This window comes from Paenibacillus sp. FSL H7-0326 (assembly GCF_001955535.1).
In the GTDB taxonomy this organism is placed as follows: domain Bacteria; phylum Bacillota; class Bacilli; order Paenibacillales; family Paenibacillaceae; genus Paenibacillus; species Paenibacillus shunpengii.
In genome coordinates this window covers 538,611-552,472 of the sequence record NZ_MPVN01000002.1, presented here as the reverse complement: position 1 = coordinate 552,472, position 13,862 = coordinate 538,611, and the positions used below count along the sequence as shown (strand labels likewise).

Sequence of the window (13,862 nt, the reverse complement as noted above, 5' to 3'; positions counted from 1 at the left end):
AAGAGGTGAATATAATGGAAGGTCAACATCTGAAGATGTGTCCAAGATTTGAGTCGGCCTTTTCATTCCTGGGCAAACGATGGAATGGTCTCATTATTCAAACATTGATGGATGGTCCTAAACGATTTAAGGATATTTCGAATCTCATACCTCAAATGAGTGATAAAATGCTGTCAGAGCGAATGAAGGATCTGGAGAGCGAAGGAATCTTAATAAGACACGTATATCCGGAGACACCCGTCAGAATTGAATACGAGCTTACCGACAAAGGGAAAGCACTCCAGCCTGTAATGCAGGGAATTCAGCAGTGGGCGGAGCAATGGGTTGAATAGCCGAAGCTAGGCTCGTGGCGTCATGAATCTTGTGTGGAGAGGATGAAACTCATGGCAGATATAATTGTTGTTGGTGCAGGTCCTGCAGGAGGCAGTGCAGCTATTTTTGCGGCTAAGGCAGGCAAAGAAACGATCGTTCTTGACAGCGGTGCAAGTATGACAAAGCGCGCCTGGATGGAGAACCATTATGGAACAGAGGGCATATCAGGTCCGGATCTTTTAACATCAGGCAGAAAGCAGGCAGAGAAGTTTGGCGCTGTTTTCTACGATGAGAAGGTGACCTCGATCACCTCCGAGGATGGTCAGGTCAGGCTTACAACAGAATCAGGTAAAGAATACACGGCACTGCACGTAATTCTGACCACCGGTGCTAATCCTGAACTGGCCGCAAATAGTGGGATCCGTATGATTGAAGGACGTGAGCCAAGAATAAAATCGGTTATTGAGGTGGATCGTCTCGGCAGAACAAGTATGCCAAATGTCTGGGCTGCTGGAGTCATTGCTGGAGTCAGTGTCCATACCATCGTGACATCCGGTGACGGAGCAAGAGTGGCCATTGAGGTGCTCAGTGAGCTTAACGGTGAACGGTATGTTGACCACGATATACTTAAGTAATGACTTCAAACTCTTTATTTTTCTGAAGAAAGATAAAGGGTTTTTTTATTAGCACTTGAGGTATGATCTTCGTATTTATTTGTCGTCCTTGCACAAGTCAGTGCTTTTCGTAGTATAATTGCAGAAAGGTCCTAAAAGGCTTAAAAGGAGGGCGATCTACTTGAACAAAATCGTCGTATCTCGTAAAGTGAATTACTTTCAACAAGATGTTGCCGAGCTTGAGCAAGCATCCCTCCGCGTTCAGTCGATCTATGAGAAGGCAGCCAGAATGGTGAAACAGTACTTTTCTCCAGCAGCTGCTGAGAAGCTTGAAGCAACAGTCCTGTCCCAGCGCTCATACTTTCAAAAGTGGATACACACGAGCAAAGGATGGAAATTCATTGGAAGTGAATATCAGAATGAACAAGCAGAAGCCCGTCCCCCATTAGCTGATCTGAAAACGGATACAAGCATGGGCGAGTCTACAGCTGTATCGACCAAACGTGGCGGAACTTTTGCGAGCTTAATTCTACAGGCATTCATATGGTCTCAGTATGAAGAGATTCAATTGTTTCATCCGTTTCTGGGAGATGAATCCTTTTATACGGGAGAAGAGATGGATGTCATTGCTGCTTACTTTGTGCCGACTTATTTGACGGAGAGACCGCTGTATGAGAGTGGAATCCAGTATCGAAGAAGAGATTACGGAGTTACGATCTTCCAAGAGGATGTACCAGCTCCGTCTGTCGTATTTGATTCAGAGTGGGGAACGATGGAAGGTAAGCTTATGACAGGAGTTTATGTGTCAGGTCTGCAATTTAAGGGACTTGGTCCTTATTTAAAAAATATGAGCGGTAACCGAATATATATGCAGGCAGCAGTTCAGTAGTAACATCATACTGGTCATATCAGAAGAGCCCAATCTTGGGCTTTTTTCTATTGGAGTTGAAGTTAAACACAAGATAATAGTATGCTATATAAATAGATTGTAGAATAATGCAAAAAAAGTAAGGCGGTGATTGCATGAAAGTGCGGTACTCATTTACAATTTCAGCAATAATTCTACTCTTGTTCATATTTACGGGCTGCAGTTCGGTAGATAAAGGGACAAGCCTGGCGGAGGATCAAACGCCGGGAACTGTTGAACTCCGTGTAGAAGGTGGCAGCTACATACCGGCATTGACTCAACCTGTACAGATTAGAATTAATGAAGGACTTACAGTACATGATGCAATCGATCGTGTTGCTGAATTTAATGAAGGATCGAATGCCATTGCTTCCGTTGGCTCGTATGTATTAGATGAGTCTCTTGAGTGGAGATTAAAATTAAATGATGAGGATATTGGCTCCGATGCATGGGGAAATTCTTTAGATAGTAAAGATTCACTAATTCTATACATTCAACCTATTGCCAAGATTGAGAATATGGAGCCATCGGCTGTAACCTTAACGATTTATGGCGGGGTAAGTCAGCCGGATTTGCGGGGCTCCATTGCTAGTCTTTATTTTCCTAATTTGACCGTAAGAGATATTTTGGAGAAGAATGAGCGGATTCAACTGACGGATAACAAACGATACGTTCATTCGATTGATGGTTATGTTCCGTTAATTACGGAAAGATGGAAAATTGAAGTGAACAATAAAGAGTTGATGGATAATGGACTGGATATGGTGCTTAGTCCGAGAGACGAAATAAGATTAGAGCTTGCTGAACGACAGTAGTCGGTGGCAGGCTTTTTTTGTCGATAACAAGACCTAATGCATCTGTATTGGGAATATTCACACATTCAAATATCCTACCATGGTATCATTTTGAAATATTCGCCAAAATATGATTTTCATTTCAGAATCTTTAATTTAAAATAATAAAAGATGAATCAATCACTTTGAGACAAAGACATTACCGTATCTTGGAAAGAAGGGTTAACCTATGGGTGTAATCAAGGGGAGAATGAAGGAACAGCAGGTGCCTGTTAATGTATCAGAAGTTATAAAGGCCAAGGCTTATCCAGTAGGAGACGAGCGGGATTTCTATTCATTGATCGGACGTATGGTTACTCTACAGAATCGCGAAATTGGCGTGTTCAGGACAAGTGACGGTGGTCTGTTTGCTCTCGATAATGTAAGAATAAATCCAGAGGGAATCAGGCTCACGGAGGGCATTGTGTCTGGACATACGGTGTATGATCCTTCCGACGATTGGAAGGTTGATCTGGAAACGGGAGATGTCACAAGGGAAGCTAGTAATATAACCAAGGTGCCAGCTTATAGGGTGCATATCATGAAGAGCAAATTGTATATTGTGCTTGCTTAAAATGGGTGGTCTATTTCCATCTTCATATAAAAAAAGAAGCCGATCTTTCTCTAAATCAGAAGGTCGGCTTTTTGTCTTGTTAAATCCTGCAGATTTCTACCGGGCATTGCTCGCAGCGGCAAATCTGTTGAAGAACGCTTAATTCCTTGATCACGATGCAGCCATCATCATATGCCAGAGCGCCTTTCTTGCGCAGCTCAGCGAGCATTCGATTGACACTTTCCCGGGTTGCACCAATCATATTCGACAGATCCGTATGTGTCATCTTTTTGTTAATCCGAATATCCTTGCCATCCACTTCTCCATAAGTATTTCCGAGCCGGATTAGTGTTGAGCAGAGAGCGCCCTGCTTGCCGTACATCATAAGATCGCGGAATTTCGTCTGTGTAATTCGATGGTATATACCCATCCATTTCATAAAATCAAGTGCAAATCCGCCGTTGATCTCAATGAGCAGCTGAAGCTCTGAGGTTTCTGCATATCCAATCTCGCTCTCTTCCAATACTTCAGCAGAATAGCTGTGCCTAGAAGAGAAGAAGGGGTCGGCATGACCGATCAAATCCCCGTCCTGATGAATATACATGATTAATTCTTTTCCTTCATCTGTGAATTTCGTAATCTTGATGCGCCCGTGCTTAATAAAAAACAGCTTGTCGGCAGGATCCCCCTCCCAGAACAGATGAGAGCCTTTTGGTAATGATCGATACTTCAATAAGTTGAGTAAGAGCTGTTTGTTCTCTGATGTGAAGCAGCGGATATTGCCTTCTTTTTGTTCAAGTAATGCTAAGTGAGTCATATGCGATTCCCCCTTGCACTGTTCGATTTACAAGTTCAGTATATACCTTCGTTAAGAGGGCGGGAGAAGCAAAGTATGGCAAAATTCCAAAATTGTGATTCATTTCACTATCGAATCCGAAGTTTTTATACATTGTGAATAAATTCACAAAAAAAGAGAATCATGCATGATATGATGACTTCGTAATCCAATAGAGAGACAAAAAACTCAGAATTTGGGTAGGAGGATGATAGGAGATGGCTGTTAAGAACGAGGCTGTATCCAAAGAAGTTACTGCGGCGGAATATATTAATGAGCTGGTAACCAAGGGCAAGAAGGCGCTGGAAGCATTTATGCAATTAGATCAAGAGGCGGTTGACCGTATTGTTCAGGCGATGGCACTGGCTGGTCTTGATAAGCACATGAATCTAGCCAAGCTGGCTGTGACGGAAACAGGCCGCGGAATTTATGAAGACAAGATTATCAAGAATATTTTTGCTACAGAATATGTCTACAACAATATTAAATATGACAAAACGGTCGGCGTCATCGAAGATAATGAGTTTGAGAACTATCAAAAAATAGCGGAGCCGGTAGGCGTAATTATGGGGATTACCCCTGTAACCAATCCTACCTCTACAACGATGTTTAAGGCACTGATTGCCATAAAGACACGAAACCCTATCATATTCGGTTTCCATCCATCGGCACAGAACTCAAGCCGGGAAGCAGCACGCATTCTAAGAGATGCAGCGATCAAAGAAGGCGCACCAGCTGATTGTATTCAGTGGATTGACGCCCCGTCGATGGAGAAGACAAACGAGCTGATGAATCATCCGGATGTTGCACTCATTTTGGCTACCGGTGGTGGAGCGATGGTTAAGGCAGCTTACAGCTGCGGTAAACCGGCACTTGGCGTTGGACCAGGAAATGTTCCTTGCTTTATAGAGAAGACGGCGAATCTTAATCAAGCAGTGACAGATTTGATCTTATCCAAATCCTTCGATAACGGAATGATCTGTGCATCAGAGCAAGCGGTCATTGTAGAAGAACCCGTCTACGATGAAGTGAAGAAGAGAATGGTGGCGGATGGCTGCTACTTCGTAACCAAAGATGAAGCGGCGAAATTAACGACTTATGCTATCTCCGCTGACAAATGTGCTGTTAATCCGAAGATCGTCGGCCAGTCGGCTGTCGATATTGCGAAGATGAGCGGAATCGTCGTTCCGGAGAATACCAAGATTCTGGTTGCTGAGCTGGACGGTGTTGGAGAAAAATTCCCATTGTCCGCTGAGAAGCTGAGTCCGATTCTGGCCTGCTACAAGGTTAAGACGGTAGAGCAGGGGATAGAACGTGCCGCAGAAATCGTTTCTTTTGGAGGAATGGGACACTCTTCGGTCATTCATTCAAATGATGATGAAGTGATCAGCCGTTTTGCAGATCATCTCAAGACCTGCCGGATTCTTGTAAACTCTCCTTCAACTCACGGTGCAATTGGGGACATCTACAATACCAACTTACCATCATTGACGCTGGGCTGTGGTTCATACGGACGGAATTCAACCTCTTCGAATGTAACCGCAGTAAATCTAATCAACGTGAAGAGAGTGGCGAGACGTACAGTGAATATGCAATGGTTTAAGGTTCCAAGCAAGGTTTATTTTGAGAAGGGGGCTACCCAGTATCTTGCGAAAATGCCTGACATTTCTCGCGTACTCATTGTTACAGATTCCATGATGGTGAAACTGGGCTACGTTGATAAAGTGGAGCATTACCTGCGCCAGCGCCGCAAGCCTGTGTTCATTGAAGTGTTCTCCGATGTGGAGCCCGACCCTTCAACAACAACCGTAGAGAATGGCACGAAGCTGATGAACAGCTTTGAACCGGATTGTATTATTGCGCTCGGCGGCGGATCCCCAATGGATGCGGCCAAGGCGATGTGGCTGTTCTACGAGCATCCTGATGCCGAGTTTGATCATATGAAACAAAAATTTATGGATATCCGTAAACGGATTTACAAATATCCTAAGCTGGGACAAAAGGCAAAATTTGTGGCGATCCCAACAACCTCGGGAACAGGCTCAGAAGTAACCTCATTTGCAGTTATTACAGATAAGAATAAAGGGAATACCAAATATCCGCTGGCCGATTACGAGCTGACACCGGATGTAGCCATTGTAGATCCCGATTTCGTATACAGCCTGCCACGGGTAGCTGTCGCAGATACGGGTATGGATGTACTGACTCACGCGATCGAAGCCTACGTATCTGTCATGGCAAATGATTATACAGATGGCCTCGCGATCAAAGCGATTCAGCTCGTATTCGAATATCTTGAAGCATCTGCTCTTACGGGAGATAAGCTGGCGAGAGAGAAAATGCATAACGCGTCTACGATTGCCGGAATGGCCTTTGCCAATGCATTCCTTGGTATCAATCACAGTCTTGCTCACAAATGGGGCGGACAGTATCACACGGCACATGGACGAACCAATGCCATTCTGATGCCGCATGTTATAAGATACAACGCGAAGAAGCCGACGAAATTCGCATCCTTCCCGAAATATGATCATTTCACAGCAGATCTTCGTTATGCCGATATTGCACGTATCCTGGGATTACCTGCGAATACGACAGAAGAAGGGGTTAACAGCCTGATTCAGGCAATACGTAATTTGAATAAGAAGCTCGGTATCCCGGCTTCGTTCCAGGAGCTTGGCTTTGATCCGAAGGATTTTGAAGCAAGAGTCGATTATTTGGCAGACCGGGCATTTGAAGATCAGTGTACTACTGCGAATCCGAAGCTGCCACTTGTCAGTGAGCTGGCTGATGTGTACCGGAATGCTTTCTATGGAAGATTTGATAAATAACCGTGTTCTTCATCGTAAATGGTGAAGCTGTGCTGAGCAGAAGGAATTTCCTTCGTTCAGCACGGCTTTTTTTTCGTATGCTTGTTCCGCACAATATAGGAATGGGAAGCATGACTACAACAGTAAAAATAAAATGGAGTAACAGGCTTAACTTTGTGATATTCATCACATAATTAATGTGATCTGTATAATATAATTTGAAATGTAAGAGAGAAGAAATCTATTTCATAGAACCCAAAAGGCAATTTCACTTCCCTATAAAGAGTGGAGAGAAGGGGAGTGAGCAGGTAGATTAGTGAAAATAATCACAAATAACCTTACCACAATAACAGAGCCGAGGGAGAAAGAGTAACAGCAGGGATGGAATTTCGTACCTGCCTTCATGATCTGTCTAGTGTAACCACGAATCTATTGGAGGGATTACCATGGCGGTAACCGAAAAAGAAATGCAAAACGTACAATCCGGCTGGAGAAGCTTCAAGTCCGGAAAATGGACAAAAGAGGTTAATGTTAATAACTTTTTAGAGAAAAACCTCATTCCGTATGAGGGTGACGAGAGCTTTTTGACAGGTGCGACAGACAATACAAAAGCGCTGTGGGAGATCGTTATGGATCTAACCAAGAAAGAGAGAGATAACGGCGGAGTACTGGATGTGGATGTCAACACCCCTTCAACAATTGTATCCCATCAGCCTGGATACTTGGATAAAGAGAAGGAGCAGATTGTCGGCGTTCAGACGGATGCCCCGTTTAAGCGTTCCATTCAGCCGTTCGGCGGTATCAAGATGATGATTGATGCTTGTGAAGCCTATGGTTTTAAGCTTCCTGAGCCGATTATTGAAATGTTCACCACGATCAGAAAAACACATAACCAAGGGGTATTTGATGCCTATACGAGTGAAATGAGAAATGCGCGGCGAGCCGGCATCATCACAGGCCTGCCAGATGCCTACGGCCGCGGACGTATTATCGGTGACTACCGAAGAGCAGCGCTGTATGGAATTGACTTTTTAATCAAGGACAAGATGAGAGAGCAGGCTGAGCTGGAAGTTGATGTGATCGATGAAGATGTCATCCGGCTTCGTGAGGAATTGTCTGAACAGATACGAGCGCTGAAAGAGCTGAAGCAGCTTGGTGAAATGCACGGATTCGATATTTCCGGTCCTGCACGAAATGCCAAAGAAGCCTTCCAATGGGTTTACTTCGCTTATCTGGCAGCAATTAAAGAGCAAAATGGTGCAGCGATGTCACTTGGACGTGTCTCTTCCTTCCTGGATATCTATATCCAGAGAGACCTTATAGAAGGAACACTGACTGAAGAGGAAGCACAAGAGCTGGTGGATCATTTTGTCATGAAGCTGAGAATTGTAAAATTCCTGCGTACGCCGGATTATAACGAGCTGTTCAGTGGAGATCCAACATGGGTCACGGAATCCATTGGCGGCATGGGGATGGATGGCAAGACACGCGTCACGAAGAACAGCTTCCGCTTCCTGCATACGCTGTACAATCTCGGACCCGCACCAGAGCCAAACTTGACGGTGCTATGGTCAGAGCAGCTGCCAGAAGGGTTTAAGAAGTACTGCGCCAAGGTATCTATCGAAACCAGCTCCATTCAATATGAGAATGACGATCTGATGCGTCCGATCTATGGAGACGATTACGGTATTGCCTGCTGCGTATCTGCAATGCGGATCGGGAAGCAGATGCAATTCTTCGGTGCACGTGCGAACCTTGCTAAGGCGCTGCTGTATGCAATTAACGGCGGTAAGGACGAGAAATCAGGAGCCCAGGTGGGTCCAGAGTATCCGCCAATTACATCTGAAGTACTGAACTATGACGAGGTTATGAAACGCTTCAAGCCGATGATGGAGTGGCTCGCGAAGCTGTATATGAACACGCTGAACGTGATTCACTATATGCATGATAAATACAGCTACGAACGGATTGAAATGGCGCTGCATGATCGTGATATTCTGCGGACGATGGCCTGCGGTATCGCTGGACTGTCTGTAGCAGCCGATTCGCTTAGTGCCATCAAGTATGCAACGGTTCGCCCCATCCGCAACGAGAATGGAATTGCCGTGGATTTCGTTATAGAAGGCGAGTATCCTTGCTACGGTAATAACGACGACAAGGTTGACCAAATCGCAGTGGAGCTCGTCGAGTCCTTCATGACGATGATTCGCAAGCACAAAGCCTATCGGAATGCGATGCCGACACAATCGGTACTGACGATTACATCGAATGTTGTGTATGGTAAGAAGACGGGTACGACCCCGGACGGACGTAAAGCAGGAGAGCCTTTTGCCCCAGGAGCGAATCCAATGCACGGACGCGATAAAAAAGGCGCACTGGCTTCCCTCAGCTCCGTTGCCAAACTGCCTTACGAACACAGCCTGGATGGTATTTCCAACACCTTCTCGATCATTCCGAAGGCACTTGGCAAAGAGGAAGAGGCCCGTAAGACCAACCTGACAGCAATGATGGACGGATATTTTGGAAGTGGAGCCCATCACTTGAATGTCAATGTCTTTAATCGAGAGCAGCTGATTGATGCAATGGAGCACCCTGAGAATTATCCACAGCTGACCGTACGGGTATCGGGTTATGCGGTTAACTTTATCAAACTGACACGTGAGCAGCAGCTTGATGTTATTAACCGGACATTCCACGGCAATATGTAACAGCTAACTGCTAGCTACTCAACAATCTGCACAGACGCACAAAGCGGATGCGATAGAAAAAGGGATGGTATAAATGGTCAAAGGTCATGTACATTCACTAGAAACATTTGGTACGGTTGATGGTCCCGGCATCCGCTTCGTGCTGTTCATGCAGGGATGTCTGCTGAAATGCCAGTACTGTCATAACCCTGACACCTGGGCACTGGATGGCGGGAACGCAATGTCACTGGAAGAGGTGCTCGCTGAGATTGAGCCTTATATTCATTATTATAAGAGCTCTGGTGGAGGCTTGACTGTCTCTGGCGGTGAACCTACGCTTCAAGCGGCCTTTGTTACTCAGCTGTTCCGTGAGGTCAAAGATCGCTGGAATCTGCATACGACGCTGGATACGAACGGTTTTAATGATATGGACCGTATAGATGAGCTCCTTAAGGTAACGGATCTTGTGCTGCTCGATCTGAAGCATATCGATAATGAGAAGCATGAGCGCCTGACGGGCAAATCGAATGTAAGAATGCTGGAGACGGCACGCTGGTTATCGGAACATGGCAAGCAGATGTGGATCCGCCATGTATATGTTCCTGGCATTCATCATGATGAGAAGGATCTGCTTAATCTGGGCCGGTTTATAGGAACACTGGATGGAGTAGAAAAATTTGAGATTCTTCCCTATCATCAAATGGGAATTTATAAATGGAAGCTGCTAGGCAAAGAATATCCGCTTGAGGGTGTCCCCTCTCCTGAACAAGCGGAAATAGACCGTGCTTACCGTCTCATTGAGACGGGACGCAAGGAAGCAAGCAGGATCGAACTTTGATAAACGTGTCGTGATAACGAACTCCCTTCTAACATGAGAAGGGAGTTTTTACGTATTTTTCGAGGATTTTATCCCTCGATCTTTAAATTGTAGTCCTATCGGACACACAGCAATGTTCTTATAATGAAAATTGTAAAGCAAGTAAGTTACATACAATACAAGCTCATAGAAAGCGGGGGCAAACGAATGTTGAAGAAAAAGTTTGGTTCTATGATGTCGTTATTGCTGGCAGTGTCACTGACACTGGCAGGCTGTGGAGGCAGCTCTAATACGGAAACACCTGCTGCGGAGCCCGGAACGTCTGGCGAAACACCGCCGGCTGCTTCAACTGAGCCGTTTGAAATGACACTTCGTCATACTCAGGTCGGTGCGGACAAGGAACGCCGGCTTGCGATCCTGCAGGACGTGGTTAAGAAGGTGGAGGAGGAAGTCGAAGGCGCATCTTTTACCCTGGATGGAGTTGATTCAGACGTAAACCGCAAAGAAAAGCTGCGGGGCGAAATGGCTGCAGGTAATCCGCCGGATATCTTCGACCTGTTCGGCAGCCCAGATGCGAAGGTATACGCCAAAGAAGGCATGCTTCTTAATCTGACACCGATCCTTGAAGAGCTCGGGATTAAGGATAAATTCTCCTCACTTGAGCCGTTCACTTATGAAGGCAATGTATATGGTCTGCCGGTCGGGGGATCTGGCGAAGGGTTTTTCTACAACAAGGAATATTATGAGTCGAAGGGATGGCAGCCGCCGGCTACCTTTGCCGAATTTGAGCAGCAGCTGGCTGATATTAAGGCAGATGGCAAAGTGCCGCTGGCTGGAGCTTCGAAGGCAGGCTGGGTACCTCTTATGCTGACGAACCATCTCTGGTCGCGATACGCAGGCTCTGATATTACAAACAAGTTTGTTACCGGTGAAGCGGCTTGGACCGATCCGGGAGTTGTCAAAGCTTTTGCTAAGCATCAAGAATGGGTTGACAAAGAGTATTTCAAGAAGGGCGAGCTTGGATTTGAGTATGCAGAGTATACGACTCAATTTACGAGCGGTGAAGCGATTCTGATGTATGACGGCACATGGAAATCCTCTGTATTCAAGGAAGGGCAATCCGGTGAAGGCTTGATCGGTAAAGTCGGATTCTTCAACTTGCCTCCTGTTGATGGAGGAGTAGGAGACCAAACCTCTCTCATGCGCGATGTGAATAACGGATACGGCTTTGCAGCTTCGGTTGCGGACGATCCACAGAAGCTCGCAGCAGTGAAATCCTTCATTAAGAATATGTTTAATGAAGAAATGCAAATTAGAGGTCTAGTTGAAGACGGTGTACTGCCGGCTATGAAATTCGATGAAGCTGTACTAACCGAAAGTATTACCGATGATTTGATGAAGGAGATCGTTGCTGTCCTTAATGCTTCCGCTACTTCTTTCCCTGCATTTGACTCGCTTGTTCAAGCGGATGTAACGACTGAGATCAGTAATATTCAGATTCAGAAGCTGATTGGCGGCCAAACGACCCCTGAGCAAATGGCAGAGGATCTGCAGAAAGTTCAAGAAGAAGCAAACGCAGCAGTGGAATAAAGAGGCTTAAGCACCGTTACCATTCATAATCGTGATCAGCATAAAACGATAAAATAACAGGACTGCTTACCCCGGATCAGCGTCCGGGGTTTTTTTACACACTAATATGGTATGAGACTGTACATTATTGGCTCTTCCATGGGAGGCTGTTGGCACATGAACAAATCACTCAAGAATCCTTGGGTATACTCCATGTTTATATTACCTGCCTTGATATTGTTTATATTGTTTTTTATTTATCCGATCTTGAATTCGATATACTACAGCTTTACCAGCTGGAATGGCGTATCTGAGAATCCGAAATTTATTGGGTTCAAAAATTATATAAAAGCATTTGGAGATGAGAGATTCTGGGAGTCGGCCTTGAATAACGGATGGTTTATTCTTTTTTCGTGCGGTATTCAGGTTCCGCTGATTGTGCTCTTCTCTCTTCTCATTGCGAATGTGAAGCGGCTTAAAGGCCTATACAAAACGGCGGTGTTCCTTCCCTCCATTATGTCTACAGCGGTTATTGGGATCTTGTGGGGCTTCATCTATGAACCGAATATCGGCTTGTTAAATCAGATATTGGGGCTGCTTGGCATCGAGCCGATCTACTGGCTGTCAGATGAGAAATACGCGATGTTCTCCATCCTGCTCACAAATGCCTGGCAATGGACTGGCTTCTACATCATCATGGTACTCGCAGCAATTCTCGCCATTCCGCGTGATCTGGATGAAGCAGCTGAGATTGATGGAGCAAACCGGCTGCAAAGAGCATTATCCATAACACTGCCGCTCATCAAGCCTATCATTTCTGTTGTCATTATGCTGTCGATTGCAGGTGCAATGAAGGCAGCAGATATCGTCATTGTCATGACAAAAGGCGGTCCAGCCGGGTCCACAGACGTGCTAGCAACCTACATGATCAAATATGCGATCACGAATTTTAAATACGGCTACGGAAATACCATCGCTGTCCTTATCTTTGTATTTACACTCATTCTGACGGCTCTCTATCAAGTCATGATCGCCCGCCGAAGTGAAAGGATTGAATACTAATGATGCGAACCTTGAGTAAATCAATCCCCCATGTATTTCTGCTCAGCTACTTGCTAGTCATTTTGTTTCCATTTCTATTTGTCATTTTCTCATCCGTCAAGAAGGATAACAATGCGATTGCGCTTAATCCGTTTGGTATCCCGCAAGAGTTTGCATTTGAAAATTATGTAGAAGCCTGGGTTAATGCCAAGATCGGAACGTACTTCTTTAACAGCTTATATATTTCAATCCTAGCCTCGGTGGTATCCATCTTGCTTGGTGCGATGTTTGCCTTTGCGGTAACAAGAATGAAGCATGGAAAATGGAACACAGCCTTCTTCAGCCTGATCCTGGTCGGCATGCTCATTCCGAACAACTCCCTGATGCTGCCCATCTATCTGCTTGTCCGCAAGCTGGGTATCCTGGATACGCATCTCGCGCTCATCATTCCTTATATTGCAAATGCGCTTCCGTTTACGGTTATTATACTGGCTGCTTTTATGCGTTCGCTCCCAAGTGAAATCGAGGAAGCTGCCGTTATGGACGGGTTGAGGGCACAGGGGATATTTGCTAGAATAGTGTTACCTCTAACCATTCCAGCGATCGTTACGGTATTTATCGTTAACTTTCTTGGCAACTGGAATGAATTTCTTCTAGCCAACTACTTTTTATCCACGGACACACTTCGTACCCTGCCTGTAGGAATGGTGCAGTTCAGAGATCAGTACCAGATGAACTACGCCCAGATGTCAGCGGGAATTGTCTACAGTGTCGTGCCGGTTATCATTATTTATTCCATTTTGCAAGAGCAGATCATTGAAGGTGTAACCGCAGGTAGCGTCAAAGGGTGACGAGACTTACGCTTATGCTCTTCGACCGGGGAG

The 13,862-nt window shown here is 45.3% G+C and carries 12 protein-coding genes; 11 read left to right on the top strand and 1 reads right to left on the bottom strand.

Annotated features, from left to right (window positions below):
• The first annotated feature begins 14 nt into the window (after positions 1 to 14).
• The 5 genes from BK126_RS13460 (at position 15) to BK126_RS13440 (ending at position 3,240) form a co-directional block, all read left to right on the top strand.
• The gene (locus BK126_RS13460) at positions 15 to 332 is read left to right on the top strand and encodes a winged helix-turn-helix transcriptional regulator (RefSeq protein ID WP_047911015.1); all 318 of its coding nucleotides are present in this window, start codon (positions 15 to 17) and stop codon (positions 330 to 332) included.
• Positions 333 to 383: 51 nt separating this feature from the next.
• A complete protein-coding gene (locus BK126_RS13455) occupies positions 384 to 947 on the top strand; it encodes an NAD(P)/FAD-dependent oxidoreductase (protein ID WP_047911016.1) in 564 nt (187 codons plus the stop codon).
• 160 nt (positions 948 to 1,107) lie between these two features.
• A complete protein-coding gene (locus BK126_RS13450) occupies positions 1,108 to 1,815 on the top strand; it encodes a hypothetical protein (protein ID WP_052511818.1) in 708 nt (235 codons plus the stop codon).
• A gap of 134 nt (positions 1,816 to 1,949) precedes the next feature.
• Positions 1,950 to 2,648 carry a hypothetical protein gene (locus BK126_RS13445; RefSeq protein ID WP_047911017.1) on the top strand — a complete coding sequence of 233 codons (699 nt, stop codon included), beginning with the start codon at positions 1,950 to 1,952 and terminating at the stop codon, positions 2,646 to 2,648.
• 208 nt (positions 2,649 to 2,856) lie between these two features.
• Positions 2,857 to 3,240, top strand: a complete 384-nt coding sequence (locus BK126_RS13440) for a nitrite reductase (NAD(P)H) small subunit (protein WP_052511820.1) — start codon at positions 2,857 to 2,859, stop codon at positions 3,238 to 3,240.
• 79 nt (positions 3,241 to 3,319) lie between these two features.
• Here the strand turns inward: BK126_RS13440 and BK126_RS13435 are convergent, their stop codons facing one another.
• On the bottom strand, positions 3,320 to 4,036 hold the full coding sequence (locus BK126_RS13435; RefSeq protein ID WP_047911018.1) for a Crp/Fnr family transcriptional regulator: 717 nt from the start codon (positions 4,034 to 4,036) through the stop codon (positions 3,320 to 3,322).
• 236 nt (positions 4,037 to 4,272) lie between these two features.
• On the opposite strand from BK126_RS13435, the gene adhE reads away from it, so the two are divergent.
• The 6 genes from adhE to BK126_RS13405 all read left to right on the top strand — a co-directional run bounded on the left by adhE (position 4,273) and on the right by BK126_RS13405 (position 13,829).
• Complete coding sequence (adhE, locus tag BK126_RS13430) at positions 4,273 to 6,885, top strand: bifunctional acetaldehyde-CoA/alcohol dehydrogenase (RefSeq protein ID WP_076313112.1); 2,613 nt, start codon at positions 4,273 to 4,275, stop codon at positions 6,883 to 6,885.
• A gap of 425 nt (positions 6,886 to 7,310) precedes the next feature.
• The gene (gene pflB / locus BK126_RS13425; RefSeq protein ID WP_047911020.1) at positions 7,311 to 9,572 is read left to right on the top strand and encodes a formate C-acetyltransferase; all 2,262 of its coding nucleotides are present in this window, start codon (positions 7,311 to 7,313) and stop codon (positions 9,570 to 9,572) included.
• Between the two features lie 73 nt (positions 9,573 to 9,645).
• Complete coding sequence (pflA, locus tag BK126_RS13420; protein ID WP_076313111.1) at positions 9,646 to 10,389, top strand: pyruvate formate-lyase-activating protein; 744 nt, start codon at positions 9,646 to 9,648, stop codon at positions 10,387 to 10,389.
• Positions 10,390 to 10,575: 186 nt separating this feature from the next.
• Positions 10,576 to 11,958, top strand: a complete 1,383-nt coding sequence (locus BK126_RS13415; RefSeq protein WP_076313110.1) for an ABC transporter substrate-binding protein — start codon at positions 10,576 to 10,578, stop codon at positions 11,956 to 11,958.
• Between the two features lie 156 nt (positions 11,959 to 12,114).
• Positions 12,115 to 12,999 (top strand): carbohydrate ABC transporter permease, encoded by an 885-nt coding sequence (locus BK126_RS13410; RefSeq protein WP_076313109.1) that lies wholly within the window; start codon positions 12,115 to 12,117, stop codon positions 12,997 to 12,999.
• Positions 13,000 to 13,001: 2 nt separating this feature from the next.
• Positions 13,002 to 13,829 carry a carbohydrate ABC transporter permease gene (locus BK126_RS13405; RefSeq protein ID WP_076313528.1) on the top strand — a complete coding sequence of 276 codons (828 nt, stop codon included), beginning with the start codon at positions 13,002 to 13,004 and terminating at the stop codon, positions 13,827 to 13,829.
• The last annotated feature ends 33 nt before the right edge of the window (positions 13,830 to 13,862 follow it).

Coding starts and splice junctions, on each gene's coding strand:
- pflA (WP_076313111.1), top strand. CDS start 9,646: ATGGTCAAAGGTCATGTACATTCACTAGAAACATTTGGTACGGTTGAT.
- adhE (WP_076313112.1), top strand. CDS start 4,273: ATGGCTGTTAAGAACGAGGCTGTATCCAAAGAAGTTACTGCGGCGGAA.
- BK126_RS13405 (WP_076313528.1), top strand. CDS start 13,002: ATGCGAACCTTGAGTAAATCAATCCCCCATGTATTTCTGCTCAGCTAC.
- BK126_RS13460 (WP_047911015.1), top strand. CDS start 15: ATGGAAGGTCAACATCTGAAGATGTGTCCAAGATTTGAGTCGGCCTTT.
- BK126_RS13445 (WP_047911017.1), top strand. CDS start 1,950: ATGAAAGTGCGGTACTCATTTACAATTTCAGCAATAATTCTACTCTTG.
- BK126_RS13415 (WP_076313110.1), top strand. CDS start 10,576: ATGTTGAAGAAAAAGTTTGGTTCTATGATGTCGTTATTGCTGGCAGTG.
- BK126_RS13435 (WP_047911018.1), bottom strand. CDS start 4,036: ATGACTCACTTAGCATTACTTGAACAAAAAGAAGGCAATATCCGCTGC.
- BK126_RS13410 (WP_076313109.1), top strand. CDS start 12,115: ATGAACAAATCACTCAAGAATCCTTGGGTATACTCCATGTTTATATTA.
- BK126_RS13440 (WP_052511820.1), top strand. CDS start 2,857: ATGGGTGTAATCAAGGGGAGAATGAAGGAACAGCAGGTGCCTGTTAAT.
- pflB (WP_047911020.1), top strand. CDS start 7,311: ATGGCGGTAACCGAAAAAGAAATGCAAAACGTACAATCCGGCTGGAGA.
- BK126_RS13455 (WP_047911016.1), top strand. CDS start 384: ATGGCAGATATAATTGTTGTTGGTGCAGGTCCTGCAGGAGGCAGTGCA.